The following is a 26,908-nucleotide window of genomic DNA, read 5'->3' on the forward strand; positions in this document are numbered from 1 at the left end:
TCGGTCCTAGCTCGACTCGGCCAGCGCGCTGGCGCCGCCGACGATCTCGGTGATTTCCTGGGTGATCTCGGCCTGACGCGCCTGGTTGGCCTGGCGGGTCAGGGTCTCGATGAGTTGGTTGGCGTTGTCCGTGGCCGACTTCATGGCCCGCTGCTGGCTGGCCAGCTGCGAGGCTGCCGACTGCAGCAGGTAGAACCACACCCGGCTGCGAATGTAGAGCGGCATCAGCGAGTCCAGCACCGTCTCCGGGTCGGGCTCGAAGCTGTACTGCGGGGTGTACTCCACCGTCGGCGTCGCATCGGTGGCGGACGCCTTCACGACCTCGAGCGGGAGGAGGCGACGGACGGTGGGCGTCTGCGTCAGCATCGACTCCATGCGCGTGTACACGGCATGGATCTCGTCGACGCCCCCCTCCTCGTAGGGCTTGAGGAAGTCGGCCATCAACCGGTCGGCGATCTCGTGCGCGTGCGCGTAGGTGGGCGAGTCGGAGAAGCCCTCCCACGTCGCCACCATGGGGAGGCTGCGGAACGTGTTGTACTGGATGATCTTGCGGCCAACCGCGTAGCGGTACACCTCGATGCCCTGGGACTCCAGCCGCTTGCGCATGCGGGCGGCCGCCTTGATGACGTTGGAGCTGTAGGCCCCATTCATGCCCCGGTCCGACGTGATCATGAGCAGCGCGACGCGCCGCACCTGGGGCACGGGGTTGATGAGCGGGTGATCGATCTGACCGGGCAGGGCCACGGCCGCGGCCGCCACCGCGGAGGTCAGCTCCTGGGTGTACGGCGCGGCCCGCCGGGCCGACTGTTGCGCGCGGATGACCTTGGACGCGGCGATCAGCTCCATGGCCTGGGTGATCTTCTTCGTCGAGGTGACCGACTGACGCCGCTGCCGCAGCTCCCTGAGACTGGCTGCCATGCGCTCAGCCCTCGACCACGATCTGCTCGGACTCCAAGGAGTCCTCCTCGATGGCGCGTGCGTGCTGCTCGTCGTCGGTCACGCCGTGTCGATCGGCGTGGAACTGCTGCTTGACGACGGCGATCTCCCGCGTCACGGCTGCGGCCGTGTCGTCGTCCCACACGTTCGTCTCGGCGAGGGTCGCGATGATCGGCGTGTTCAGGCGCAGGTGCTCCAGGAGCTCCTGCTCGAAGCGCAGCACGTCGGAGACCTCGATGTCGTCGAAGTGGCCGTTCGTGCCCGCCCACACGCTGACGACCTGCTCGGCCACCGGGTACGGGGAGTACTGCGGCTGGCGCAGCAGCTCGGTGAGCCGCGCCCCGCGCTCGAGCTGGCGACGCGAGGCGGCGTCCAGGTCGGACGCGAACATGGCGAACGCCTGCATGTCGCGGTACTGGGCCAGGCCGATCTTCAGGGTGCCGGCGGTGTTCTTCATCGCCTTCACCTGCGCGGCACCGCCGACGCGGGACACCGAGATGCCCACGTCGATGGCCGGACGCTGGTTGGCGTTGAACAGGTCGGACTGCAGGAAGATCTGGCCGTCGGTGATCGAGATCACGTTGGTCGGGATGTAGGCCGACACGTCGTTGGCCTTCGTCTCGATGATCGGCAGGCCGGTCATCGAGCCGCCGCCGAGCTCGTCGGAGAGCTTCGCGCAGCGCTCCAGCAGACGGCTGTGGAGGTAGAAGACGTCGCCGGGGTACGCCTCGCGGCCGGGCGGACGGCGCAGCAGCAGCGACATGGCGCGGTACGCCTCGGCCTGCTTGGTGAGGTCGTCGAAGATGATCAGGACGTGCTTGCCGGCGTACATCCAGTGCTGGCCGATGGCCGAGCCCGCGTACGGGGCGATGTACTTGAAGCCCGCGGGGTCGGACGCCGGGGCGTGCACGATCGTCGTGTAGTCCATCGCGCCCGCGTCCTCGAGCGTCTTGCGGAGGGCCGCGATGGTGGAGCCCTTCTGACCGATCGCCACGTAGATGCAGCGCACCTGCTTGGTCGGGTCACCCGACGCCCAGTTCGCGCGCTGGTTGATGATCGTGTCGACCGCGATGGCGGTCTTGCCCGTCTTGCGGTCGCCGATGATCAGCTGGCGCTGGCCGCGGCCGATCGGGATCATCGCATCGATGGCCTTGATGCCGGTCTGCAACGGCTCGCGGACCTCCTGGCGATCCATGACGCCGGCGGCCTGCAGCTCCAGGACGCGGCGCCCCTCGACGTCGGCGATGTCGCCGAGGCCGTCGATCGGGTTGCCCATCGCGTCGATGGTGCGGCCCAGGTAGCCCTCGCCCACGGGGATGCTGAGCACCTCGCCCGTGCGCCGCACCGTCGAGCCCTCCTCGATGCCCTCGGAGTCGCCGAGCACGACGACGCCGATCTCGCGGACGTCGAGGTTCTGGGCGATGCCCAGGGTGCCGTTGGCGAACTCCAGCAGCTCGTTGGCCATCGCCGACGGCAGGCCCTCGACGCGGGCGATGCCGTCGCCGGACGTCGTGACGACGCCGATCTCCTCGCGGGTCGCGACGTCGGGGGTGTAGTTCTGGACGAACCGGTCGAGCGCGGCCCGGATCTCGTCGGGCCGGATCGTGAGTTCCGCCATGGCTTGGTGTCCTTCGCTTCTTCGGATGGGTTGGTACGTGAGTGGGGTCAGCCCAGCTTGCGGTGGGCGTCGTGCAGGCGTCCGGCGACGGTGCCCTCGATGACCTCGTCACCGAGCGTCACCCGTGCCCCGCCGATCACCGACGGATCGACGACCACCCGCACGGTGACGTCGCGCCCGGCCTGGCGGCTGAGCGCGGTGGTGAGGCGGTCAAGCTGCTCGTCGGTGAGGGGTCGCGCCACCTCGACGGTCGCCACGGCCCGCGAACGCAGGTCGGCGGCGAGGGTGAGGTACTCCTCCACCGTCAGCGCGAACGTCCGGCGGTGGGCGGCGACGGCGCGCCTCGCCAGTTGCGCGACGACGGGGAGAACTCGCCCGTCCACCAGACCGCCGATCAGGTCGGCCCGGGCGGTGAGGCTGCTGCGTCGGTCGCTGATCGCCGAGCGGAGGTCGGGGTGCGCGTCCACCAGCCGCTCGATGTGGAACAGCTGGTCCTCCACCTCGTCCAGCTCGCCGTTGCCCTGCGCCGTCACGAGCAGGGCCCGGACGGCCTGGCGCTCGAGAGCGGCGACGAACTCCCGCGGCGTCGACCAGCGCGTCCGCGCGGTCTCGGCGAGCACGGCCACGGCGTCCGGCCCCGTGCGGGGGCCGAACAGCGCCCCCACCAGGTCGGCACGCGCGTCGTCCGGCGTCCCGGGATCGGTCAACGCACGCCGCAGCGCCGGCTGGACGGCGATGGCGTCCGCCAACTCGAACAGCTCCAGGGCGAGCGTGACGCTGGGCGTCCGCGCGTCCAGGACGCCGTCGAGGGCCGAGAGCCGGGAGGCGGCGGCGGCGCTCATGCGTGCTCCACCCCGGCGGGCTGCTGCTCGAGGTCGGCGATGAAGCGGTCGACCGTGCGGCGGGCGCGCTCGTCGTCGTCGAGGGACTCCCCGACGATCCGGCCGGCCAGTGTGGTGGCCAGCCCGCCCACCTCGGTGCGCAGCGCGTTGACGGCCGCGGCGCGCTCGGCGTCGATCTGTGCCTTCGCGTTGGCGAGCATGCGATTCGACTCGTCGGCCGCCTGCTGGCGCATGTCGGCGATGATCGCCGCACCCTGGGTCTTGGCCTCCTCACGGATGCGGGAGGCCTCGTCGCGAGCGGTGGCGAGCTGGGCGCGGTACTCCTCGAGCGCGGCGGACGCCTCGGCCTGCGCGGCCTCCGCCTTCTCGATGCCGCCCTGGATGGCGGCGGTGCGCTCCGCGTACGTCTGCTCGAACTTCGGGACGATGAACTTCGCGATCGCGAAGTACACGATCGCGAAGAGCGCCAGCCCGATCCAGAACTCCTCCCAGTGTTCGGGGAGGAGCGGGCCCAGCGGTGATTCTCCTGCAAGGGGCAGCATGGGCGATCCTCAGATCACTGCAGCACGAAGGCGAGGGCGATGCCGATGATGGCGAGCGCCTCGACCACGGCGAAGCCGATCCACGCGGTGCCCATCATGGCGCCACGGGCCTCGGGCTGACGCGCCGTGCCGTTGATGACCGATGCGAAGATCCACGCCACGCCGATGGCCGGGCCGAGGGTCGCCAGCGCGTAGCCGATCATGTTGATCGAGCCGTTGATGTTGATCTCCAGCAGAGTGGGGAGCATGGGTGTTGGTTCCTTTCGGACGGTTTCTTTCGGGCGAAAGACGGGTTGGGTCAGTGGTCCTCGGCGATCGCCGAGGCCACGTACTGGGCGGTCAGGACGGTGAAGATGTACGCCTGGATGGCACCGATGAGGAGCTCCAGGGCGAAGATCGCGAAGCTGAACAACAACGAGACGACGCCGGCGGTGGTCAGCAGCGGCACGGAGAACCCGGCCAACGGTTCCGTCGCCGTCAGCAGCAGCGTGCCACCCACGACGAACACGACGATGACCAGGTGGCCGGCGAACAGGTTGGCGAACAGACGCAGACCGAGGGTGAGCGGCCGGACGATGATGTTGGACAGGAACTCCAACGGGATGATGAGCCACCACAGGAACTTGGGGACCCCCGCCGGCAGCGTCGCATGCTTGAGGTAGCCGAAGAACCCGTGCTTGCGGATGCCCGCGCCGTTGTAGACCAACCACGCGATCAGCGCCAACGCCCAGACGTAGCCGATCTTCGACATCGTCGGGAACATGAACAAGAAGAACTGGCCGAACAGGTTGTTCACCCAGATGAACGAGAACAGCGCCACCAGGAAGGGCAGATAGGCGCGGAACTGGGGGCCGAGAATGTCACGCGCGATGCCGTTGCGGATCAGGTCGTAGAGCATCTCGCCCACCGCCTGCTTGCGCCCGGGGACGATCGTCTGACGACGCGTCATCCACCACCAGAACAGAATCACGAGGACGACGCTGAAGACGGCCTGGAACGCGTGGTTGTTCACCCAGTCCGGCAGCACGCCGGGCAGCAGGGGGCGTGAGTCGAAGCTGTGCTCCCCCGGCGGCCAGAACTCCGCCTCCAAGGGAGGGATCACTCCGCCCATGCTGCCTCCTCGACCCTCGTGGTGTGCGCGCCCAACCGAGCGCAACTCTGAGCGCCCTGCCTGGAGCAGGCGGTGCATGCGCGACACCCGCGCGGCGGGCGTGCGGGCAGACCGCCCGTCCATCGGGAGAAACCCTAGCAGCGCCCCGGAGCGGAGTCACATCAGCCGGGCGGAGATTCAGCCATCGTGGCGAGGCTCGTGGTAGGTGGGGATGCGGAGGCGGGAGTACACCCACACCTCGGCCACCAGCCAGCCCAGCAGGGCCCCGATGGTGCCCACCACCAACGCCACGTCATCCACCCAGGCCAGGGCGTCCACCCGGGTGAGCGCGACGCCGAGGAGGAGGCCGAACACGCTCACGCGCAGCACGTAGGACGCCAGGGATGCCCACAGCACCGTCCGCGGTGGGGCGTCCGCGACGGCGACCTGGACGCCGAGCCCGACCGTGTAGAACACCAGCGTGGCCCCCGCCCCCAGCAGGGCCGACGCCGCCGCGGAGGCCCCACCGGCCACGGCGAACCCCGCCACCACGGCCAAGGCGACCAGGTGGCCCCCCGCCAGCCCGCCCACCAGCAGACGCTGCGCGCGCCGGGCGGCGGGGCTCATCGGCTTGTCAGACACCCGCACCCACCTCGCGTCGGCGGAACGTCAACCCGGCCGCGAGGACGATGCCGCCCAGCAGCAGGGCCCAGGCCCACCACGCCTCGGTGATGCCGATCGCCACGACCCCGAACGCAATGACGGCCGACCACAGCCACAACAGCGCGACGGCGGCACCGTGGGAGTGCCCGCGCTGGAGCATCCGGTGGTGCAGGTGCTGCTTGTCGGCCTGGAACCACAGCTTGCCGGCGATCGTGCGACGGACGTACGCGCTCACCAGGTCGATGAACGGCAGCGCCATGGCGGCGACAGGCAGGATGAGGGGCAGGTAGGCGCTGGTGAACGCGGCCTCGTGGGCGTCGATGCGGGACGGGTCGAGCTGCCCCGTGAGCGAGATCATCGAGGTCGCCAGCAAGAAGCCCAACAGCATCGACCCGGAGTCGCCCATGAACATGCGGGCCCGGTGCACGTTGTGGGGCAGGAACCCCAGGCAGACTCCCACGAGCCCCACGGTGAGCAGGGAGCTGGTCGTCGCCCGCACGAGACCCTGTTCGAAACTCAGCAGGTACGCGTAGACGAAGAACGCTGCGGCGCCGATGGCGACCACCCCGGCGGCGAGCCCGTCGAGGCCGTCCATCAGGTTGATGGCGTTCACGCAGAAGACGATGACGAAGACGGCCAGGGCGATGGCGCTCACGTCGTCGAGGGAGATGATGCGGCCGGGCAACGGGATCCAGTAGAACTTCACGCCGTTGAGGACGACGATGCCGGCGGCCAGCACCTGCCCCGACATCTTCGCCAGCGCGCCCAGCTCGAACATGTCGTCGACGACGCCGACGGTCACGATGAGCACGCACGCCCAGAACACCGCCCACGCGTCGCGCTGCACCAGCTCGAACCGCCCCAACCAGGGGAGGTTCGTGGCCAGCACCAGCGACGCGGTGGTGCCGGCCAGCATCGCGATGCCGCCGAAGTACGGGATGGGCTTGGTGTGCACGTCCCGGTCGCGCACCAGCGCGACCGCCTGGTAGCGGAAGGCGACGCGGCGGGCCAGGCTCGCCGTGACGTAGGTGACCCCGGCGGCCACGAGGAGGACGAGCAGGTACTCGCGCACTCAGGCGCTCCCCTCCTCCGGTGCGGCCTCCCCCTGTGCGACCTGTTCGGGTACGGCCTCTGCGGGCACGGACGCCTCCGGCTCAGCCGCCCCCGGCTCGGGTTCGGGGATGAGCCCCGGTACGGCGTTGTTCAGGTCGGCCACGGTGATGCGCCCCTCACGAAGCACCCGCGCCTGCTCGCCGGTGAGGTCGACGATCGTGGACGGCACCGGCCCACTGCCGGGGCCCCCGTCGAGGTAGACCGCCACCGCATCGCCGAGCTGGGCGGCGGCGTCCTCGGCGGTGAGCGCGGCGTCCGCGCCGTGGACGTTGGCGCTGCTGACCGCGAGCGGGCCGGTGCGGCGCAGCAACTCCCGCGTGAGGTCGTGGTCGGGCACGCGGACGGCGATGGTGTCGCCCCGATCCCCCAGATCCATCCGCAAGGTGGGGGCCGACCGCAGGACGAGCGTCAGCGCGCCCGGCCAGAAGGCCTCGGCCAGCGCCCGGACGCGGTCGTCCACGCCCTCGGCGAGCGCCCGGAGCATGGGCACCTCCGCCACCAGCACCGGCGGGGGGAACTCCCGGCCACGCTGCTTGGCGTCCAACAGGCGCTGCACCGCCTCGGCATTCAGGGCGTCTGCCCCCACCCCGTAGACGGTGTCGGTGGGCAGCACGATGACCTGCCCCGCGGCCACGGCGTCCGTGGCGGCGTCGTAGGCCGCCTCGAGATCGGCCCCGGTGCTCCAGATGCGGTCGTTCACGGGGCCATCCTGCCAGCCCGGACGGCCGTGACGAACCGCGGCCTGCCGAGCAGGTCGCGCTCATCGCGCACGCGGACGAAGCCGCCGTGGCGCACGAACACCTCCGGCGCCGAGCGCTCCTGCACCTCCGCGTGCTCGGCACACACCCAGCCGCCGGGCCGCAGCAGGCGGGCCGCCACCCGGGCCACCACCCGCATCGCGTCCAGGCCGTCCTCACCCGAGACGAGCGCCTCGAGGGGGTCGTGGTCGCGGACGTCGGCCGGCATGTCGGCCCAGTGCCCGACCGGGACGTAGGGCGGGTTGGCGATCACGAGGTCCACCGTGCCGTCGAGCTCGCCGAACGCGTCGGCCATGTCACCGTGCGCCACCGTGACGCCCGTCCCGGCCAGGTTGCGCCGCAGGTAGCCCACGGCGTCCGCGCTGAACTCGACGGCATGCGCGTCGAGCCCGGGTCGCTCCGTGACCAACGCGAGGCTGATCGCGCCGGAGCCCGCGCACAGCTCCACCACGCGGGGTACGGCTGTATTCCCTTCGGCGAGCCGGTCGAGCGCCCAGCCGGTCATCACCTCGGTCTCGGGCCGGGGCACGAACACCCCGGGCCCCACCGCGACGCGCACGGTGCGGAAGAACGCCTCCCCGGTGAGGTGTTGCACCGGCTCCCCGGCGTGGCGGCGTCCGACCAGCGCGTCGAGCCGGTCGATCTGGGCGGGGGTGGCGTCCGGGGCCAGCGGAAGGCGAGCGGGCTCCGTGCCCAGCGCGTGGGCGACGAGCGTGCGCGCCTCCGCGGCCGACCCCAGCGCGGCGCTCACCCGGGCGACCAGGGCGGAGGGGCGCACCTCAGCCCTCCACGGCGCCGAGCCGCTCGGCGAGGTCGGCCGCCTGCAGGGCATCAATGACGGCCTGCAGGTCGCCGGCCAGCACCTGGTCGAGGTTGTAGGCCTTGTAGCCGACGCGGTGGTCGGCGATGCGGTTCTCGCCGAAGTTGTAGGTGCGGATGCGCTCGCTGCGATCCACCGTGCGCACCTGAGAGCGGCGGCTCGCGGACGCCTCCGCAGCCGCCTGCTCCTCGGCGTGGGCCACCAGCCGGGCGCGCAGGATGCGCAGCGCCGAGGCCTTGTTCTGCAACTGGGAGCGCTCGTTCTGGCACGTCACGACCACGCCCGTGGGTAGATGGGTGATCCGCACCGCGGAGTCGGTCGTGTTGACGCCCTGCCCGCCCTTGCCGGAGCTGCGGTACACGTCGATGCGCAGGTCGTCGGGGTCGATCGCGACCTCGGTGTCGTCCTCCAGGTCGGGCATCACGAGGACGCCGGCGGCCGAGGTGTGCACGCGGCCCTGGGTCTCGGTGACGGGAACCCGTTGCACGCGATGGACGCCGCCCTCGAACTTCAGCACGCCGTAGGGGCGCGGCCCCGCCCCCGAGCCGGTTGCCTTCACCACCAGGGTGAGCGACTTGTAGCCGCCCAGGTCGGTCTCGACGGCGTCGAGCACCTCGACCTTCCACCCCTGTTGCTCGGCGTAGCGGGCATACATGCGGAACAGGTCGCCGGCGAAGAGCGCCGACTCCTCACCGCCCTCGCCCGACTTGATCTCGAGCAGGGCATCGGCGCTGTCGTGCGGGTCGCGGGGGGCCAACAGGGCGGCCAGCCGTTCGGTGACACCGTCGAGGGCAGTCGCCAGCGAGGCTGCCTCGTCGGCGAACGCGGCGTCTTCGGCGGCCAGCTCCCGGGCCGCCGCCAGGTCGGCGGTCACCTGCTCGTGCTCGGCCAGGGCCGAGACGATGGGCGTGAGCTCGGCGTAACGACGCCCCGCGCGGCGCGCCACCGCCAGGTCGGCGTGGGTCGCGGGGTCGGCGAGCTGGCTCTCCAGGGCCGCGTACTCCTCACGCAGCCCGGCCGCAGCCTCGAACATGACCCCTCCTGTGTGTCGCTCGGCTCCCGATGGCGTGCGCCCGGTCGCGCAAAGCGCCGGGGGTGGGGATGCTCCCCCACCACCCGGCGCCCAGACGACGGCTTACTTCTTGTTGCCGTAGCGCTTCTCGAAGCGGGCCACGCGGCCGCCCGTGTCGAGGATCTTCTGCTTGCCCGTGTAGAAGGGGTGGCAGGCGGAGCACACCTCGGCGCGGATGGTGCCGTCGCCCTTGGTGCTGTGCGTGGTGAAGGTGTTGCCGCAGGTGCACGTGACCTGCGTCTCGACGTACTCGGGGTGGATACCCTGCTTCATGATTTCTCCTGGTGTCTCGTGCGGCCCGGGTCGCCTCAGTCGAGCTGGGCCCTGCGGAGAGCCGCGGCGTGAACCGGAACCGACCTCCCATTGTGCCGCACGCCGCGGCATTACCCAAACGCGCCGCTCACAGCTGCGGCATGCGGCGCAGGACGGTCAGGGGACGCGGCGCGGCGGTCAGATCCGCGACGCCCTCGGCGTGCTCGGGCGCGCCCACCGCGTCCGCCCCAGCCCCGAGCACCTCATCCAGCTCCGCGGCGAGGCGGCGCCCCGATCGCGCCAACCGGTAGCTGGGCGGATCACCGGGGTCCAGGTCGGCCATGGCGGCCCGTCCCGCCCCCCAGGACGTGAGCCAGCGCGGCAGCGTCCCCAGCAGCGCCCGGTAGCGCACCCAGCGGTGGTTGTCCCACCCCGTCGTACCCCCCGCGTAGTGGGGCTCGGTGAACATGCCCACCAGCCCGTCGGCCGCCGCCCCCCCCCGCGCGGCGAGGGAGGCGATGGCGGCGTCCGGCATGTGCAGATTGAGGCCGCCCTCCGCCGGGGTCTGCAGCACCCGCACGATGCGATCCCGCAGCCCGGGCGTCCCGAGCTGGCTCGCATCGGGCCACTCCCGCGACGTGGCGAACGCCGCGGCGAAGAAGGCCGTCAGCCCGGCCCAGCCGGCGGCGGGGATGGGGCGGTGGCTCGGCAGCAGCGGCCGGTTGTCGGTGGCGTACTCGATGTTCGCCGACTCGTCGGCGTCGGGCTCCCGCCCGGGCAGGAACGTGCCCAGGTGCACGGCGAAGGTCGGCCGGGTGGGCAGCGCCTCGTCGAACAGGTGGACGGGAAAGTTGCTGGTGAAGCCGCCGTCGGTGAACCACAGCTCGCAGAACTCCGGCGCCGGGCCGACGGCACCGCGCCGGAACGCGGCCACCGCCTCGGTGGTGACAGCCGATCGGCGGTCGACCGTCCACAGCGGCACGGCGGAGACCAGCAGGGGGAAGCTGACGCTGAGCCGCACCGAGACGACGACGGGCAGGTGGGCCGGATCCGGCAACCGGCGCAGCGGACGCGGCCGCGCGGCGGCCGCCGCGTCCTCGAAGGCCCAGGCGTCGTGGCGGTCGGCCGCCGCGGGGCGCGCGGGCGGCGCGGCATCGAGGGCGGCCATGACGTCGGGGCCGAACAACCGCTGCCAGGCGGCCGGCTCGTAGAAGAAGGCGCGCGACTCCCACGGCATCTCGTAGGGGCGCCCCTGGCTCAGGCAGGTGCTGACGGTGCGCAGATCGACCTCGCGCTGCCCCGGCGGCCGGAAGGCGGCCTCGTCCGAGCCCGTCCACAGGTGGCCGTGGAGCAACGGCCCCCGCCCCGTCCGGCCGGCCAGGGCGTCCAGGCGTTCGGCGAACCAGTCGGTGAAACCGGGCCCGTCGTGGGCAGCCTCGCTGCGCCCCGTGCACACCCCGAAGAGGTTGGCCGGCACCGCGCGCCCCAGCGTCGCCGCTGCGCCGACACCCACGACGACCACGACACCCGCCACGAGCACCACGCTCGCCAGCGCGGCCGTGCCCACCGTCGCCCAGCCGGTGGTGGCAGCCAGCGCCAACCACCAGCCGAGCAGGCCGGGAACGGCACCGAGGACGGCGTGCAGGGGCCACCCGGCCAGCAGGGCCAGCGACGCGCTCCCCCACCGCGCCAGACCGGACGTGCGGCGTCCGTCGCGGCCGTGCCCGCTCAGGGCGAGCAGCACCGGCAGCAGCGGGCGCGTGGCGGGCTGTGGCTGGAACAGGTCGGCCAGGCGCCCGCCGGCCAGCGTGTCGGGCAGCGCAGCGAGCCCGGCGAAGCCGCTGCCGGGAGCCCCGCAGGCGCGGCCATGTTCGGCCGCGGCGGCGAGGGCCGCCGCGATGCCGCCCGCCGACGAGCCACCCAAGCAGCGCAGCCGGTAGGTCTGGGCGAACCGGGCGAGCGCGCGGGGGTAGACGACGCCGGAGGTGACGCCGCCCTGCATGATGACGTCGCACTCGCGATCGGGGGCGGCCGGGCTGTCGGGGTCCATGCCGGCGATCCTGTCACGGGGCCCCGACAAAACCCGCCCGGACGCCAGCGCGCCCGCCCCCGGAGGATCGGGAGCGGGCGCGCTCAACCGGCGCGGCGGGCGCCAGGTCGCTTCACTCGGCGCTGGGCGTCGTGCGGCTGATGACGTGGAGGAACTCGAGGTTCGTCTGGGTCTTCTTGAGCCGGTTGATGAGCATTTCGAGGGCCGCCTGGTCCTCCAGCCCACTCAACACGCGGCGGAGCTTCCACATGATCGCGAGTTCCTCGCGGGTGAGCAGCTGCTCCTCCCGCCGCGTGCCGGAGGCGACCGCGTCGATGGCGGGGAAGATGCGCTTGTCGGCCATCTCGCGCCGCAGGCGCAGCTCCATGTTGCCCGTGCCCTTGAACTCCTCGAAGATCACGTCGTCCATCTTGGAGCCGGTCTCGACCAGCGCCGTGGCCAGGATCGTCAGCGACCCGCCGTTCTCCACGTTGCGCGCCGCGCCGAAGAAGCGCTTCGGCGGGTAGAGCGCGGCCGAGTCGACACCGCCGGACAGGATGCGGCCGGACGCCGGGGCGGCCAGGTTGTAGGCACGCGAGAGGCGGGTGATGCCGTCCAGCAGGATCACCACGTCGCGGCCGCTCTCCACGAGGCGCTTCGCGCGCTCGATCGCCAGTTCGGCGACGGTGGTGTGGTCGTCGGCCGGCCGGTCGAACGTCGACGCGATGACCTCGCCCTGCACCGAGCGCTGGAAGTCGGTGACCTCTTCGGGGCGCTCGTCCACGAGCACCACCATGAGGTGCACCTCGGGATTGTTCTGCGCGATGGCGTTGGCGATGGACTGCATCACCATCGTCTTGCCGGCCTTCGGCGGGCTGACGATCAGGCCACGCTGGCCCTTGCCGATGGGGGCCACCAGGTCGATGATGCGGCCGGTCATGTTGGTGGGCGTCGTCTCCAGCCGGAGGCGTTCCTGGGGGTAGAGCGGGGTCAGCTTGTTGAACTCGGGCCGGTCCTTGCCCGACATGGGGTCACCGGCGTTGACCGTGTCGATGCGCACCAGCGGGCTGAACTTCTGCCGCTCCCCCTCGCGCTGGGCGCGCATGGCACCGGTCACGATGTCGCCCTTGCGCAGGCCGTGCTTGCGCACCATCGACAACGACACGTACGCGTCGTTGGGGCCGGGCAGGTAGCCCGAGGTGCGCACGAAGGCGTAGCTGTCCAGCACGTCGAGGATGCCGGAGACGGTCACGAGGACGTCGTCGTCGGTGACGGTCGGGTCGGATTCCATCCGGTCGAACTGCCCCGCGCTGCCGCCCCGGCCGGTGCGCCGGTTGTTGTTGCGGTCGCGGTTGCGGCGCCGACGGTTGCGGCGGCTGTTGCCCCCGAGGTCATCGTCACGCCCGTAGTCGTCGTTCGCCCCCGCGTCGGACGCGGTCGCCTCCGTCCGCGCCTCACGGCTCTCGCGGTTGTTCTCGCCGCGGCCGCCCTCGGAGCGGTTCGCATCCGACCGGGCGTTGTCGGAGCGGTTGTTCTCCGAGCGGTTGTTCTCCGCGCGATTGCTGTCGGATCGGCCGTTCTCGGACCGCCCGTTTTCGGTTCGGGCGTTGTCGGAGCGCCCCCCACCGTCCCGGCCGCTCTCCCGGCCGCCGTCACGCTGCGCGTCGTCGCGCTGGTTGCCCTCACGCTGACCACCGTCGCGGTTGCGGCGTCCGCCCTTCTCCAGGGCGGCCAGGCGGGACGCGACGTCGTCGCCGGCACCGTCGGCGGGGGCGTCCCCACCCTCGGAGCGGGAACCGAGCCGGTCGAGGCCTGCCAGGCGGGAGGCGAGGTCATCGGTGGAGCGGTCGTCGGCGCCGGATCCGGGGGCACCCTGCTCGCGGCGGGCTCGGCGGCGGCCCGACGGCGCGTCCTCACGCTCGGCGACGGCCACGGTGCCGGCGGAGGTGGCCTGTTCGCGCGAGCCGTCGTTGTCGCGGGCACCGCCCCCCTGGGCGGAGCGGATCGCGGAGACGAGCTCGGCCTTGCGCATCCCGCTGGCGCCGCGCAGGCCCAGCGATGCGGCGACCTTCTTCAGGTCGGGCAGGAGCATCGAGTCGATGTTGGTCACGAAAGTCCTTTCGGGCACCGGCGTGGCCGGGCGAGGTGGAGGGGTTCCACCCGGGGGTAGTGGATCAGATCTTCGGCCGCGTCGTCAGGGCCGGCCGGGCCCGATCTGTGGGGCACCGCGCTCGTGCGCTCGCCCCGATGCTAGCACGGGCCTCCGCAGCGCCGTCGAATCACCCCGGCGCGCCCGAACGGCGAGCACACCGCACCACCCGATGAAGACCAACCCCAGCACCACCCCGAGGTTCACCACCACCTGCTCCCCGACCGAGTACGCCAACTCGGCACCGTCGCCCCCCGGGAGCCGGTGGAACGGCGCGTTGCACACCCACAAGGCGTAACCGAGGCCGAAGACGCGCAGGCCCGCGTTCAGCCCGGCATCGGTGAGCAATAGCGCGGCCAGCGGCACGATCCACACGTAGTGGTGCGACCAGCTGATCGGGCTGGCCAGCAGACTGGTGAGCCCTGCGACCAGGATCCCCAGCCGCTCCTCGGACGCCTTGTGCAGCAGCACGGCGATCGCGATCCCCAGCACCGCCACCACGGCGCTGACCACGAGCCCGCCGCGGCTGAGCTCACCGAAGAGCCGAGCCCACACCCCCATCACCGACTGGTTCGTCTTGAACAGGATCCCGCTGTTGATGCCCGAATCCCCGGCCAACAACCCACCCCAGTAGTGGAGTGAGCCGGCCGGCATGAGCGCCACCCCCAGCGCGGTCGCGCCCACGAAGGTGGCGAACGCCACCAGACCGGGGCGGCGGCGTCCGGCGAAGAACTGGTAGGCCGCCACGGTCGCCGGGGTCAGCTTCACCGCGGTGGCCACGCCCACCCAGAATCCCTCGGGCAGGAGACGGCGCCGGAAGACGCGGGGGCCGGGCATGACGTCGAGCACGGCGGCCGCCACGAGCAGACCGCCCAGCTGGCCGAAACCGAGGGTTTCGCCGACCGGCTCGGCCAGGAGCACCGCTGCCGTCGTGGCGAGCGAGAGCGGCCAGCCGCTGAGGCCCATGCGGTACAGGATCGCCATGAGGAGCACCACGGTCAGGGTGATCCACACCACCTGCGCCGCCGCCAGCGGCAGGAGCGTCAAGGGGACGGCGAAGAAGGCGGCGAACGGCGGGTAGATCCAGGGCAGCCCCTCGGCGTCGTAGATGTCCGTGCCCGCGAGGACGCCCTCGCCGGCGCGGCGGTAGACGTCGAGATCGATCATCCCCGGCGCCCACGGGAAGGCGGACCCCCCGGCGATGGTCGTCGCCCCCACCCACAGCCCTGCCACGAGCGGGGGCAGCAGCAGAATGACAGCCGCGCCCCACGCGCGCCGGGTCAGGCCCGCCTCACCCGACACGCCTGGCCGCCTCGTCGAAGGCCGCGCGCAGAGCGGCGTAGTCCCGCGCCACGGGGTACTGCGGGAACTCGGCCACGACATTGTCCGGCGGGCTGAAGAGGATCCCCGCCTCCGCCTGGGCCAGCATGCCCGTGTCGTTGTAGGAGTCCCCGGTGGCCACCACCGTCAGGTTCAGCGACTGCAGCGCGGCCACCGCCTTCGTCTTCTGGTCGCGCTGCCGCAGGCGGTAGCCCACGATGCGGTCGTCGGCCACGTCGAGGTCGTGGCACAACAGCGTGGGGTGCCCCAGCTGCGCCATGAGCGGCATGCCGAACGGGTAGAAGGTGTCGGACAGGATCACGACCTGGAACCGCGCGCGGAGCCAGTCGAGGAAGTCCGCCGCCCCGGGCAGCGGCCCCATGCCGGCAATCACGGTCTGGATCTGGCTCAGCGTGACGCCGTGGGCATCCAGCGTGCGCAGGCGGTGCCCCATGAGCTCGTCGTAGTCGGCGATGTCGCGCGTGGTCAGGCGCAGCGCGTCGATGCCGGTCGCCTCGGCGACGTTGATCCAGATTTCCGGGACGAGGACCCCTTCGAGATCCAAACAGGCCACCAGCACGGTTCACTCCCCCTCGACGCGCAACACGCGGATGCGTCCGGAGACGTCATCGGACGCCTCGAGCTCGGCCACGACGGCGCCCAGGTCGGCCGTCGACGCCACGTGGGTGGTGATGCTGAGACGCGCGTGCGCCCCGTCACCGGGCAGCGGCACCTGACGCACCTCCTGGATCGAGACGCCGCTGTGGGCCATGGCCGCGGCGACACGGGCCAGCACGCCCGGCTCGTCGCGGACGACGAGCGCCAGGTGGTGGCGGGAACGGACGCGTCCGGGGTCGGTGATGCCGGGGGTGCTGTAGGCGGACTCCCCCGGCCCGGCGACACCGCGGACACGGTTGCGCGCGGCGGTCACCACGTCGCCCAGCACCGCCGACGCGGTCGGCGATCCACCGGCACCGGGCCCCATGAACATGAGCTGACCGGCATTGATCGACTCGACGAAGACGGCGTTGAAGGCACCCCGGACGCCGGCCAGCGGGTGGGTCGCGGGCACCAGCGTGGGGTGGACGCCCACGGCGATGGTGCCGTCGGCGCTGAGCGTGCAGCGCGCCAACAGCTTGACCACACAGCCGATCTGCTCGGCGGCCTCGATGTCGGCCGCGCCCACCTCGGCGATGCCCTCGCAGTCGACGTCGTCGAGGTGCACGCGGGTGTGGAACGCCAGCGAGGCGAGGATCGCCGCCTTCGCCGCCGCGTCGTGACCCTCGACGTCCGCGGTCGGGTCCGCCTCGGCGTACCCCAACGCCTGCGCGTCGGCGAGCGCGTCGGCGTACTCGGCGCCGGTGGTGTGCATCTGGTCGAGGATGTAGTTGGTGGTGCCGTTCACGATGCCGGTCACGGCCGTCACCGCGTCCCCGACCAGCGACTCACGCAGCGGCCGGATGATGGGGATCGCGCCGGCGACGGCCGCCTCGTAGTAGATGTCGACGCCGGCCCGCTCCGCGGCCTCGAACAGCTCCCCGCCGTGCTGGGCGAGCAGCGCCTTGTTGGCGGTGACCACGGACTTGCCGGCGGCCAGGGCGTCCGTCAGCAGTTCCAGCGTGGGGTGGATGCCGCCCATCAGCTCCACGACCAGGTCGACATCGGGCCGCGCGACCAGCGCTGCGGCGTCCGTGGTGAGCAGCGCCGGGTCGACGCCGGGCCGCTCGCGTACGGTGCGTGTCGCGATGCCCACGAGGTCGAGTGGACGCCCCACGCGGGCGCGGAGATCGGCGGCCTGCTCCACGAGGATGCGCGCCACCTGGGAGCCGACAGTGCCGCACCCGAGCAGCGCAACCCTCACCGGAGCGCCCGGAGAACTCATCATGTTCGGTCTGGTTCCTTCGTCACAGTGGTCAGTCCTGCAGGCCGGCGTCGAGGGCCAGCAGGTCGTCCAGGGTCTCGCGGCGGACGAGCGGTGTGATCCTACCGTCCCGCACCGCGACGACGCCCGGGCGCGGGGTGTGGTTGTAGTTGGACGCCATCGAGCGGCTGTAGGCACCCGAGGCCGGCACCGCGAGCACATCACCGGGCGCGACGTCGGCGGGCAGGAACACGTTGCGGACGAGGATGTCGCCCCCTTCGCAGTGCAGCCCCACCACCCGGGAGAGCACGGGGGCGGCGTCCGACGTGCGGTTGGCGAGCACCGCCGAGTACTCCGCGGCGTAGAGCGCGGGGCGGATGTTGTCGCTCATGCCGCCGTCCACGCTCACGTAGCGGCGGGTCTGGCCCCCGCCGACCTCCACGGACTTCGTCGTCCCCACGGTGTAGAGCGCCGTGCCGGCCGGCCCGCTGATCGCGCGGCCGGGCTCGATGGAGAGGTGGGGCCGCTCCAGCCCGAAGGCGCGGCACTCGTGCTCGACGATGTCGGTGAGGTTCGTGGCGAGGTCGTGCACCGTCGCAGGCGTGTCGTCGATCGTGTAGGCGATGCCGAAGCCGCCGCCGAGATCGAGCTCGGCCAGCATGAGGCCGGTGGCCTCACGCACCTGGGCCATCAGGCGCAGGGTGCGACGGGCGGCGACCTCGAACCCGTTGGTGTCGAAGATCTGGCTGCCGATGTGGCTGTGGATGCCCCGCAGGTCGATGTGCGGGCTGTGGAAGCACCGGACGAGCGCCACCAGCGCCTGCCCACCCGTGATCGAGAAGCCGAACTTCTGGTCCTCGTGGGCGGTGGCGATGTACTCGTGCGTGTGGGCCTCGACGCCCGTGGTGACCCGCACCAGCACCTGGGCGTGCACGCCCAGCTCACCGGCCAGGCGTTCGAGGCGCCCGATCTCGTCGGAGGAGTCCACGATGATGCGGCCCACCCCCGAGGAGAGCGCGAGCCGGAGCACCTCCTCGGACTTGTTGTTGCCGTGCAGGCCGATGCGCTCGGCCGGGAAGCCGGCGCGCAGGGCGACGGTGAGCTCCCCGAGGCTGCTGACGTCGAGGTTCAGGCCCTCCTGCTCCACCCAGCGGGCAACGGACGCGCACAGGAAGGACTTGGCGGCGTAGTAGACGCCCCACCCCGCGAACGCCGATGCCCACGTGAGCGCGCGGCCACGGAAGTCGAGTTCGTCGATGACGTAGACCGGCGAGCCGCACTGCGCGAGGATCTCGGCTGCCGCGAGGCCACCGATCCGCACCTGCCCGTCCTCCTGACGTGCGGTCGTGGAACTCCACAGGCCATCCGCGAGCACGTTGGCGTCGGTCGGCTTCACCAGCCACACCGGCGCGGCGGACGTGGCGTCGGCGTGGATCGAGCCGGCGACGTGCATGTGGGTCATGGCCGTCCACTCTGCCAGACACGCCGGGCCCCTCGTGACGCACGTCGCCCGGCGGACGCCCGGTCCGGCCCGTTCCCGCCCCCCCCCACCGCAGTGCTAGTCTGGCCCACGGCCCGCTCGCGCGAGCAGCCGGCCCCCATAGCTCAGGGGATAGAGCACCGCCCTCCGGAGGCGGGAGCGTAGGTTCGAATCCTACTGGGGGCGCCATCGGCGCATGCTGGGGTCAGCCCTGGCTGGCGCGGGCGTAGCGGGTCGCCACCTCGGCCACGTTGGCGACGTAGGCATCGGAGCGGTTGTAGGTGAGAATCGCGCGGCGCCAGGACTCCGAGGTCGTCAGATCCCCGCTCGCGCAGAGGTAGCGCGCCGCGGCGAGCGCCGCATCGTCGATGTTCTGCGGGTCGGCCACACCGTCGCCGTTCGCGTCCGCACCCCACCGTGCCCACGTCGCGGGAATGAACTGCATCGGGCCCACGGCCCGGTCGAGCGCCGCGTCACCGTCGAGCCGCCCGCCGTCGCTGTCGGGGATGTGGGCCACACCCCCACCGTCGAGCGCCACGCCGACGATGGGGGGACGCACGACGCCGTCACCCCCCAGGACGGAGCCTCCGAAGGAGCCGTGCCGGGACTCGATGAAGCCGATACCGGCCAGCGTGTTCCACCCGAGCGAGCAGTTCGGCCGCTCGGTGGCGACCGTGAGGTCGGCCGTCCCGTAGGCGTCCAGGGCCCGCGCGGGGATGCCGGTGGCCGCCGCCGTGGCGAGGAGCCACCCCTCGTCCACGAGCAGCACCGGCCCCGACGTGGCCACGGGTTGGGTCGGTGCGCCCGTCGAGGCCGGTCCGCCGGGCAGGGGGGCACCGGTCGCCGCGCTGGTGGGCGTCCCGACGGTGCCTCCGGGCGCCACCGGGGTGCCGGGGGTGGATCCGGGAACGGGGGCGCCGCCGTCACCGGCCTCGCCATCTGACGCCTCGGAATTCCCCGCCGACTCCTCGCCCTCGCCCGCGGCGGCAGGTTGCGGCTCGTCGGGCAGCGGTGGCCGCTCGGGTGGCGGCGGCGCAGGCGTGGCCGACGAGGGAGTTGGCGACGGTGCGGGCGTGGCCAGGTCGGTGGGGCCGGGCGCCTGCAGGGCGAGCGCACCCCCCAGCAGCACCACGAGCGCCACCACGCCGACCACCACGCCCCCGCGCTGGGCCGCGGCGCGCCGCCGGGTCGACCGCGCGGCACGGGGGGGCTGCGCCTCGGCTCGTCGAGCGTGGGGGTGCATGGGCCCGACACTACCGCGGCGCGTCCCTCGCACCGGATCGGCGCTGGGCGGCTGGGCCGGGTCGGTTGGGGCGGGGGCGTCCGCCTCGCTAAGCTGCTCGGGAAGGAAAGCGCATCCGCGGTGCGTGCCATCCGACTCACGACACGGAAGAAGGCGAAAGTGGCGACGGCGCCCGGCGAGAGCCCACGAGACGACCTGTCCGAATTCGGTGCCAACGACTGGCTGATCGAGGAGATGGAGGCGCAGTACCGCACCGACCCCGACTCGGTCGACGAGGCGTGGCGCACCTTCTTCGAAGGGCGCGCCGGCGATGGCCCGGACGCCCCGGAGACCACCGACGGCGCCACCCGTGTGGGAACGGACGAGCGCCCGTCCCCGGCCGGCGCGACCCCCGATGCCGCACCCGCGGCCCAGACAGAGGCCGGGGCCCCGGGCGAGGAGGAGACCGCAGAGGAGGGGGAGACCGCGGCCGAGGAGGAGGAGCCGAGCACCGACACCACCGACCCGGATCTCGCCGTGGCCACGCAGGCCGCCACCGGCGAGGGGGATCCCCCGGCCGAGAGCGAGGGCGAGGAGGCACGCAAGCCCGCCCCGTCCGACCGGCAGCGCCCCGCACCGGCGAGCTCGCCCGCCTCCCCCGCGCCAGCCCCGGTGGCACCTCCGCGGGTCGCTCCCCCGGCGGGCCAGGACTCCGACTTCGTGCAGCACCTGGGCACCGCCCCGTCCGCGCCGCCCTCCACCCCGCAGCCCACCCCGCGAGCGGAGCCGTCCGCGGGGCCGCGCAACCCCGGCTCGGGCGGCAAGCTCTCGGCCAACCGGCCGTCCCCGACCGGCCCCGTCGGGGAGGACACCGAGCCCACGCGCACGGTGCTCAAGGGCGCTCCCATGCGTACGGCACGCAACATGGAGGCCTCACTCGCGGTTCCCACGGCGACGAGCGTCCGCAACATTCCGATGAAGCTGGTGATCGACCAGCGCGACATCATCAACAAGCACCTCGCCCGCACCACCGGCGGCAAGATCTCGTTCACCCACCTCATCGGGTACGCGATGGTGAAGGCCGTCGCGATGGTGCCGGAGATGAACAACGGCTACCTCGAGGTCGACGGCAAGCCGACGCTCATCACCAACCACCAGGTCAACCTCGGCCTCGCCATCGACCTGCCGAAGCCGGACGGCACGCGCCAGCTGCTGGTGCCGAACATCAAAGGCGCCGACCGGCTGAAGTTCCGGGAGTTCTGGCACGCCTACGAGGCACTGGTGCGGCGCGCCCGCGCCGGTGAGCTCACGGTCGACGACTTCGCGGGCACCACCGCATCGCTCACCAACCCCGGTGGCATCGGCACCAGCCACTCGGTGCCGCGCCTCATGGCCGGCCAGGGGCTGATCCTCGGCGTGGGCTCGATCGACTACCCGCCCGAGTTCCAGGCGGCGTCCGACCAGCGCATCCTCGAACTCGGTGTGTCCAAGATCACCACCTTGACGTCGACCTACGACCACCGCGTGATCCAGGGCGCGACGTCGGGCGAGTTCCTCAAGGTGATGCACGAGCTCCTGATCGGTGAGCACGGCTTCTACGACGACGTGTACCTCAGCCTCCGCGTCCCCTACGTGCCGCTGCGCTGGGCGTCGGACGACTCCGCCCACCGGCCCTACGAGGTGAGCAAGGGTGCCCGCGTCCTGCAATTCATCAGCGCCTACCGCGCCTGGGGTCACCTCATGGCCGACATCGACCCCCTGGAGTACCAGCAGCGCTGGCACCCCGACCTCGACCTGGACGCCCACGGCCTGAGCATCTGGGATCTCGACCGCGACTTCCCCGTCGGTTCGTTCGGGGGCCACTCGAAGGAGACGATGCGGCTGCGCGACGTGCTCTACACCCTGCGGGGAAGCTACTGCGGCCACGTCGGCGTCGAGTACATGCACATCCAGGAGGCCGAGAAGCGCCGGTGGCTGGAGGCCTACTTCGAGTCGCCGTTCGTGCGCTGGGATCGCGACGAGCACCTGCGGATCCTGGACAAGCTGAACGAGGCGGAGATCTTCGAGACGTTCCTGCAGACCAAGTTCGTCGGTCAGAAGCGGTTCAGCCTCGAGGGGGCCGAGTCCACGATCGTGCTGCTCGACGAGATTTGCGACATGGCCGCCAACTCCGGCCTCGACGAGGTCGCCATCGGCATGCCCCACCGTGGCCGCCTCAACGTGCTCGCGAACATCGTCGGCAAGAGCTACGGGCAGATCTTCCGCGAGTTCGACGGCCGCGTCGACATGACCCAGACCATGGGCACGGGCGACGTGAAGTACCACCTGGGCGCTGAGGGCCAGTTCACCTCGCTGGCCGGCAACACGATCCGCACCTCCGTGGCCGCCAACCCGAGCCACCTGGAGGCCGTCAACCCCGTGGTGGAGGGCATCGCGCGGGCGAAGCTGGACGCGAGCAAGGAGCCCGGCCGCTTCGGTGTCCTGCCCGTGCTGCTCCACGGCGACGCGTCCTTCGCCGGGCAGGGCGTGGTCTACGAGACGTTGCAGATGAGCCAGCTGCGCGGCTACACCACGGGCGGCACCATCCACATCGTGGTGAACAACCAGGTCGGCTTCACCACCGCGCCCAGCGAGTCGCGCACGTCGGTGTACTCCACCGATGTGGCCAAGGCGGTCGGCATCCCGGTCTTCCACGTCAACGGCGACGACCCCGAGGCCGTCGCCCGCATCGGACGCCTCGCGTTCGACTACCGCGAGAAGTTCCACTCCGACGTGGTGATCGACCTGGTGGCCTACCGCCGCCGCGGCCACAACGAGGGCGACGACCCGAGCTTCACCCAGCCGAACATGTACGACCTGATCGAGCAGAAGCGCAGCGTCCGCAAGATCTACACCGAGTCGCTGATCGGGCGCGGCGACATCTCGACCGAGGACGCCGAGGCGGTGATGGCGAAGTTCCGGGCCCGCCTGGAGGGCGTCTTCACCGAGGCACGGCAGGCCGAGGAGGACGACGAGGCCTACGCGCGGGTGCCGTTCTACCCCGCGAAGCTCGGCAAGAGCCAGGGAACCGCGGTGGACCACGCGGTGCTCGAGCGGGTCGCCCGGGCCCAGGTCACGTTCCCCGAGGGGTTCACCGTGCACCCGAAGGTGCTGCCGCAGATGCAACGGCGGGCCGAGGCGATCGTGGACGGTCCCATCGACTGGGCGACCGCCGAGCTGCTGGCGTTCGGCTCGCTCCTCCTGGAGGGCCGCACGGTGCGCCTCACCGGTCAGGACAGTCGCCGCGGCACATTCAGCCAGCGGTTCGCGGCGATCATCGACCGCAACACCAACGAGGAGTTCATCCCGCTCAAGTACCTCTCGACCGACCAGGGCCAGTTCCACGTGTTCGACTCGCTGCTCAGCGAGTACGCCGTCCTGGGCTTCGAGTACGGCTACTCCATCGCCTCCCCGCAGGCGCTGGTGTTGTGGGAGGCCCAGTTCGGCGACTTCGCCAACGGCGCCCAGACCATCACCGACGAGTTCATCAGCTCCGGCAACGCGAAGTGGACCCAGAAGTCCGGCGTCGTGCTGTTGCTGCCGCACGGGTACGAGGGCCAGGGCCCGGACCACTCCTCGGCGCGCATCGAGCGGTGGCTGCAACTGTGCGCCGAGAACGCCCTCGCGGTGTGTCAGCCGTCGACGCCGGCGTCCTACTTCCACCTGCTGCGGACGCACACGTACGTGAACTGGCACCGCCCACTGGTGATCCTGACCCCGAAGTCGATGCTGCGCCACAAGCGGGCCGTGTCGATGCCGGAGGACTTCACCGGTGGGTCCTGGCAGCCCGCCATCGCGGACGCGTCCATCACCGATCCGGCGGGGGTGCGCACCGTGCTGCTGTGCTCGGGGAAGATCAGGTGGGATCTGGAGGCCGAGCGGGAGCGGCGTGGGCTGGAGGGTGCGGTGGCGATCGTCCCCGTGGAGCGCCTCTACCCGCTCGCGACCGACAGCCTCGCCGCGGAGTTCGACCGATTCCGCCACGTCGACGACGTGCGATGGGTGCAGGACGAGCCGGAGAACCAGGGCGCCTGGCCGTTCCTGTGCCTCAACCTCCCCGGGCCGGTGAACGAGGCCGTGGGCGAGGGGTACGAGCTGCGCATGCGTCCGGTCGCGCGTCCCGCGTCGTCCTCCCCGTCCGTCGGCATGGCGTCGGTGCACAAGGCCCAGGAGGCCGACCTGCTCGACCGGGCCTTTGAGGGGCTGTAGATGTATTTCACCGATCGGGGCATCGAAGAGCTCGAGTCGCGCCGCGGGGCCGAGGAGGTCACGCTCGGCTGGCTGGCCGAGGAGTTGCGCACCTTCGTCGACCTGCACCCCGATGACGAGGACGCCGTGGAGCGGCTCGCCACGTGGCTGGCCCGAGGGGATGATGACGATGAGTGAGCCGATGACCGGTGAGGGAGCGCTCGGTGTCGCGCCGGGCCGGGTCAACCTGATCGGCGAGCACACCGACTACAACGACGGATTCGTGCTGCCGATCGCGCTGGGCGCGCGCGCCCGCGTCCGGGCCGTGCCCCGCCGCGACGACACGGTGGTCGTGTCGTCGACGCAGCTCGGGGAGACGGTGCAGCTGACCGACCTCTCCCCCACCCCCGGCCAGTGGTGGGGCTACGTGGCCGGCGTCGTCTGGGTGCTGCGGCAACGCGGCCACGCCACCGGGGGCGTCGAGCTGCACCTCGACAGCCGCGTGCCGCTCGGCGGCGGTCTGTCCAGTTCGGCCGCCATCGAGGCCGCCTCCGCGTTGGCCCTCGACGCGCTGTGGGGGTTGGGCCTGGACGCCGACGCGCTGGCCGAGGTCGCCCAGGCCACGGAGAACGACTTCCTCGGCATCCCCACCGGCCCGATGGACCAGCGGGCGTCCCTGTGGTGCACCGCCGGCCATGCGCTGCTGCTCGACTGCCGCACCCTGCGCGGCACGCAGGTGCCTTTCGCGCTCCCCGATGACCTGACCCTCGCCCTGGTCGACACCCACAGCCCGCACGTGCTGGCCGACGGCGCCTACGGCGAGCGACGCGCGGCCTGCGCCCGAGCCGCCGAGCGGCTGGGGGTGACCGCGCTGCGCGACATCGACGACCTCGACGCGGCGCTGGGCCGCTTGGACGACGACGTGCTCGTGCGGCGCACCCGCCACGTCGTGGGTGAGAACGCCCGCGTGTGGGACGCGGTGGCGGCCCTGGAGGCTGCTGACTGGCCCCGCTTCGGGGCGCTGATGACGGCCTCGCACGCCTCGATGCGCGACGACTACGAGATCACCGTGCCGACGGTGGACCAGGCCGTCGACTCCGCGTTGGCCAGCGGCGCTCTGGGCGCCCGCATGACCGGGGGTGGGTTCGGCGGCACGGTGCTGGCGTTGGTGCCGACCGGGGCCATGGCCGACTTCACCCGGCGCGTGGCCGACGACTACGCCGCACGCGGCTTCGACGCCCCCAGCGTCAGCACGAGCGTCGCCGAGGCCGGCGGTCTGGAACTCCGGGACGCCGCCGACGCCTGAGCCTCACCGGTTCCTCGGCCGGCTGCCCCGCCTCCGCTCCACCAGGGGCGTCACCGCCGGCCACAGCGCACCCACGACGGCGGCGAGACCCGCGGCCGCCCCCAGGACGGCCCAGGGCTGCACGAGCGTCGACTGGCCGAACGCGAGCAGGTGCAACAACCCGGCCGCGACCACGGGGCCCCGCGACCACCATGCCCGGCGCAGCCAGGCGATCCCCAGACCCACCACGACCGCGCCCCACACCGCGAGGCCCACGGCCACGTGACCGCTGAACTCGCCGTGGCCACTGGTCAGGGCGAGCAGCGCCAGCACGACGAAGAAGACGCCGAGCGCCAACGTCGCCCCACCGGCGACGAGGGCGCTGGCGGGGCGGCGGGCGGGGCCGGGGTCGGGGGGCGTCGTCGATGCGGGTGTCGTCATGGCGGGCCCACTCTAGCCGGGGGAAATCGGGGCCGCAGACCGGGCAATACGCCGCTGCCCCTTGTTTTCGGTGCCCGATCTTGGCAGCCTTGACAGGCGCACCGCTCCCCGCCCCGGGTGCGCAGATTGTTTTTCATCATCCGCACTCAAGGAGTGGTATCACCATGGACTGGCGCCATCGCGCGGCATGCCTGACCGAGGATCCCGAGCTGTTCTTCCCGGTCGGGAACACCGGCCCGGCGATCATGCAGATCGCCGAGGCCAAGAAGGTGTGCGCCCGCTGTGACGTGCGCGCTGAGTGCCTCGCCTGGGCCCTGGAGGCGGGTCAGGACCACGGAGTGTGGGGAGGACTGTCGGAGGACGAGCGTCGCGCCATGAAGCGTCGCAACGCCCGAGCCCGCGTCCGCGGCTGACCTGCCCGCCGGGGCGCGTCTCAGAAGCCGCCGCGTCCCCCGGGCCCCCCGGGGCCGCGGCCGCCGCCGTGCGGGCCGCCCCGCGGGGGCCGCTGACCCAGGAACCCCCCGAACCCGTTGCCCTGCCCGAACCCGTTGCCCTGCCCGAACCCGTTGCCCTGCCCAAACCCGTTGCCCTGCCCAAACCCGCTGCCTCGCCCGAATCCGTACCCGGAGCCAACACCACCAGGCCCCCAGCCGCCACCCGTCATGGTGCGCCGCCGCCCGAGTCCGAGCAGCCTGCTGAGCAGACCCGGCCGGCCGCCCAGACCGTCGCCCCCGGTGAGAGCGCTGAAGATGCCGGCTCCGATGAAGCCACCGGCGACGGACGTCAGCAGCGTGCCGCCCGCGGTCTGCTGGGCACCGAACAGACGCTGGAGCACCCCGGGTTGCTGCATCTCCAGGCGGGTCGCCGAGCGCGCGAGGCCGGACGCCGACGTGTCGGTGGGGGTGGCCCCCGCGCGACCCAGGGCCGCGAGCACCGTCTGCCGCTCGGCCGGCGTCATGGCGGCGAAGGCCTCGGTGTGGGCCTGCTCGATCTCGTCCGGGGACGCCGTGCGAAGCAGGTACTGGTAGCGCGCCACGGGGTCCTGGGCGCCGTACGCGGGTGCGTTCATCGTGATTCCCTTCGATCGGTCACCACTCCAGCATCGGGCTCCGACCTCGACGGCACCCCGGTGGTCGCTGTGCGCTTCCTGTGGGTGTTTCGCCCACGGCACCACGGCACCACGGCAGC

25 protein-coding genes and 1 tRNA gene are annotated in these 26,908 nt (G+C 72.0%); 5 read left to right on the forward strand and 21 right to left on the reverse strand.

The window, feature by feature from the left end; genetic code table 11:
- Positions 1 to 6: 6 nt before the first annotated feature.
- The 18 genes from PCC79_RS09540 to lysA form a co-directional block, all read right to left on the reverse strand.
- Positions 7 to 918, reverse strand: a complete 912-nt coding sequence (locus PCC79_RS09540) for a F0F1 ATP synthase subunit gamma (RefSeq protein WP_232547744.1) — start codon at positions 916 to 918, stop codon at positions 7 to 9.
- Between the two features lie 4 nt (positions 919 to 922).
- On the reverse strand, positions 923 to 2,554 hold the full coding sequence (gene atpA, locus PCC79_RS09545) for a F0F1 ATP synthase subunit alpha (protein WP_342371682.1): 1,632 nt from the start codon (positions 2,552 to 2,554) through the stop codon (positions 923 to 925).
- A gap of 47 nt (positions 2,555 to 2,601) precedes the next feature.
- Positions 2,602 to 3,396 (reverse strand): F0F1 ATP synthase subunit delta, encoded by a 795-nt coding sequence (locus PCC79_RS09550; protein ID WP_232547742.1) that lies wholly within the window; start codon positions 3,394 to 3,396, stop codon positions 2,602 to 2,604.
- The gene (locus PCC79_RS09555) at positions 3,393 to 3,938 is read right to left on the reverse strand and encodes a F0F1 ATP synthase subunit B (protein WP_232547741.1); all 546 of its coding nucleotides are present in this window, start codon (positions 3,936 to 3,938) and stop codon (positions 3,393 to 3,395) included. Before PCC79_RS09555 ends, PCC79_RS09550 begins: the two co-directional genes overlap by 4 nt.
- Positions 3,939 to 3,952: 14 nt before the next feature.
- Positions 3,953 to 4,186 carry an ATP synthase F0 subunit C gene (atpE, locus tag PCC79_RS09560; RefSeq protein WP_232547740.1) on the reverse strand — a complete coding sequence of 78 codons (234 nt, stop codon included), beginning with the start codon at positions 4,184 to 4,186 and terminating at the stop codon, positions 3,953 to 3,955.
- Between the two features lie 50 nt (positions 4,187 to 4,236).
- Complete coding sequence (gene atpB, locus PCC79_RS09565) at positions 4,237 to 5,049, reverse strand: F0F1 ATP synthase subunit A (protein ID WP_232547739.1); 813 nt, start codon at positions 5,047 to 5,049, stop codon at positions 4,237 to 4,239.
- Between the two features lie 177 nt (positions 5,050 to 5,226).
- Positions 5,227 to 5,670, reverse strand: a complete 444-nt coding sequence (locus PCC79_RS09570) for a hypothetical protein (RefSeq protein ID WP_342371683.1) — start codon at positions 5,668 to 5,670, stop codon at positions 5,227 to 5,229.
- On the reverse strand, positions 5,663 to 6,763 hold the full coding sequence (locus PCC79_RS09575) for an MraY family glycosyltransferase (protein ID WP_342371684.1): 1,101 nt from the start codon (positions 6,761 to 6,763) through the stop codon (positions 5,663 to 5,665). The genes PCC79_RS09570 and PCC79_RS09575 overlap by 8 nt, the downstream gene beginning before the upstream one ends.
- On the reverse strand, positions 6,764 to 7,504 hold the full coding sequence (locus PCC79_RS09580) for an L-threonylcarbamoyladenylate synthase (RefSeq protein ID WP_232547736.1): 741 nt from the start codon (positions 7,502 to 7,504) through the stop codon (positions 6,764 to 6,766).
- On the reverse strand, positions 7,501 to 8,340 hold the full coding sequence (prmC, locus tag PCC79_RS09585) for a peptide chain release factor N(5)-glutamine methyltransferase (protein ID WP_342371685.1): 840 nt from the start codon (positions 8,338 to 8,340) through the stop codon (positions 7,501 to 7,503). Before prmC ends, PCC79_RS09580 begins: the two co-directional genes overlap by 4 nt.
- A gap of 1 nt (position 8,341) precedes the next feature.
- Positions 8,342 to 9,415 carry a peptide chain release factor 1 gene (prfA, locus tag PCC79_RS09590; protein WP_232547734.1) on the reverse strand — a complete coding sequence of 358 codons (1,074 nt, stop codon included), beginning with the start codon at positions 9,413 to 9,415 and terminating at the stop codon, positions 8,342 to 8,344.
- Positions 9,416 to 9,517: 102 nt separating this feature from the next.
- Positions 9,518 to 9,727 carry a 50S ribosomal protein L31 gene (rpmE, locus tag PCC79_RS09595; protein WP_232547733.1) on the reverse strand — a complete coding sequence of 70 codons (210 nt, stop codon included), beginning with the start codon at positions 9,725 to 9,727 and terminating at the stop codon, positions 9,518 to 9,520.
- Between the two features lie 127 nt (positions 9,728 to 9,854).
- Positions 9,855 to 11,756 (reverse strand): hypothetical protein, encoded by a 1,902-nt coding sequence (locus tag PCC79_RS09600; RefSeq protein ID WP_342371686.1) that lies wholly within the window; start codon positions 11,754 to 11,756, stop codon positions 9,855 to 9,857.
- A gap of 112 nt (positions 11,757 to 11,868) precedes the next feature.
- Positions 11,869 to 13,845, reverse strand: coding sequence for a transcription termination factor Rho (rho, locus tag PCC79_RS09605; protein WP_332836143.1), 1,977 nt, complete (start codon positions 13,843 to 13,845; stop codon positions 11,869 to 11,871).
- An 84-nt stretch (positions 13,846 to 13,929) separates the two neighbouring features.
- On the reverse strand, positions 13,930 to 15,186 hold the full coding sequence (locus PCC79_RS09610; RefSeq protein ID WP_232547731.1) for a glycosyltransferase 87 family protein: 1,257 nt from the start codon (positions 15,184 to 15,186) through the stop codon (positions 13,930 to 13,932).
- Entirely contained in the window at positions 15,176 to 15,784 is a 609-nt protein-coding gene (gene thrH / locus PCC79_RS09615) for a bifunctional phosphoserine phosphatase/homoserine phosphotransferase ThrH (RefSeq protein ID WP_232547730.1), read from the reverse strand. Before thrH ends, PCC79_RS09610 begins: the two co-directional genes overlap by 11 nt.
- Before the next feature lie 3 nt (positions 15,785 to 15,787).
- The gene (locus PCC79_RS09620) at positions 15,788 to 17,086 is read right to left on the reverse strand and encodes a homoserine dehydrogenase (RefSeq protein ID WP_269779116.1); all 1,299 of its coding nucleotides are present in this window, start codon (positions 17,084 to 17,086) and stop codon (positions 15,788 to 15,790) included.
- A 31-nt stretch (positions 17,087 to 17,117) separates the two neighbouring features.
- Positions 17,118 to 18,527 carry a diaminopimelate decarboxylase gene (lysA, locus tag PCC79_RS09625; RefSeq protein ID WP_232547729.1) on the reverse strand — a complete coding sequence of 470 codons (1,410 nt, stop codon included), beginning with the start codon at positions 18,525 to 18,527 and terminating at the stop codon, positions 17,118 to 17,120.
- A 132-nt stretch (positions 18,528 to 18,659) separates the two neighbouring features.
- On the opposite strand from lysA, the gene PCC79_RS09630 reads away from it, so the two are divergent.
- Positions 18,660 to 18,734 (forward strand) — tRNA-Arg (locus tag PCC79_RS09630).
- A 16-nt stretch (positions 18,735 to 18,750) separates the two neighbouring features.
- Here the strand turns inward: PCC79_RS09630 and PCC79_RS09635 are convergent.
- The gene (locus PCC79_RS09635) at positions 18,751 to 19,788 is read right to left on the reverse strand and encodes a lytic transglycosylase domain-containing protein (RefSeq protein ID WP_342371687.1); all 1,038 of its coding nucleotides are present in this window, start codon (positions 19,786 to 19,788) and stop codon (positions 18,751 to 18,753) included.
- Between the two features lie 159 nt (positions 19,789 to 19,947).
- Between PCC79_RS09635 and PCC79_RS09640 the strand changes: the two genes are divergently transcribed.
- The 3 genes from PCC79_RS09640 to galK are packed head-to-tail and all read left to right on the forward strand — an operon-like array spanning position 19,948 to position 25,300.
- On the forward strand, positions 19,948 to 24,015 hold the full coding sequence (locus PCC79_RS09640; RefSeq protein ID WP_342371688.1) for a multifunctional oxoglutarate decarboxylase/oxoglutarate dehydrogenase thiamine pyrophosphate-binding subunit/dihydrolipoyllysine-residue succinyltransferase subunit: 4,068 nt from the start codon (positions 19,948 to 19,950) through the stop codon (positions 24,013 to 24,015).
- Complete coding sequence (locus tag PCC79_RS09645) at positions 24,016 to 24,192, forward strand: DUF6104 family protein (protein WP_232547726.1); 177 nt, start codon at positions 24,016 to 24,018, stop codon at positions 24,190 to 24,192. It begins immediately after the preceding gene.
- The gene (gene galK / locus PCC79_RS09650; protein WP_232547725.1) at positions 24,185 to 25,300 is read left to right on the forward strand and encodes a galactokinase; all 1,116 of its coding nucleotides are present in this window, start codon (positions 24,185 to 24,187) and stop codon (positions 25,298 to 25,300) included. The genes PCC79_RS09645 and galK overlap by 8 nt, the downstream gene beginning before the upstream one ends.
- A 3-nt stretch (positions 25,301 to 25,303) precedes the next feature.
- Here the strand turns inward: galK and PCC79_RS09655 are convergent, their stop codons facing one another.
- Entirely contained in the window at positions 25,304 to 25,720 is a 417-nt protein-coding gene (locus PCC79_RS09655; RefSeq protein WP_232547724.1) for a hypothetical protein, read from the reverse strand.
- A 164-nt stretch (positions 25,721 to 25,884) separates the two neighbouring features.
- Here PCC79_RS09655 and PCC79_RS09660 point away from each other — a divergent pair, with 164 nt between their 5' ends.
- A complete protein-coding gene (locus tag PCC79_RS09660; protein ID WP_232547723.1) occupies positions 25,885 to 26,133 on the forward strand; it encodes a WhiB family transcriptional regulator in 249 nt (82 codons plus the stop codon).
- Positions 26,134 to 26,153: 20 nt separating this feature from the next.
- Here the strand turns inward: PCC79_RS09660 and PCC79_RS09665 are convergent, their stop codons facing one another.
- On the reverse strand, positions 26,154 to 26,789 hold the full coding sequence (locus PCC79_RS09665) for a hypothetical protein (RefSeq protein ID WP_232547722.1): 636 nt from the start codon (positions 26,787 to 26,789) through the stop codon (positions 26,154 to 26,156).
- Positions 26,790 to 26,908: the final 119 nt, after the last annotated feature.

This window comes from Propioniciclava soli, assembly GCF_038502305.1.
GTDB lineage: Bacteria > Actinomycetota > Actinomycetes > Propionibacteriales > Propionibacteriaceae > Propioniciclava > Propioniciclava soli.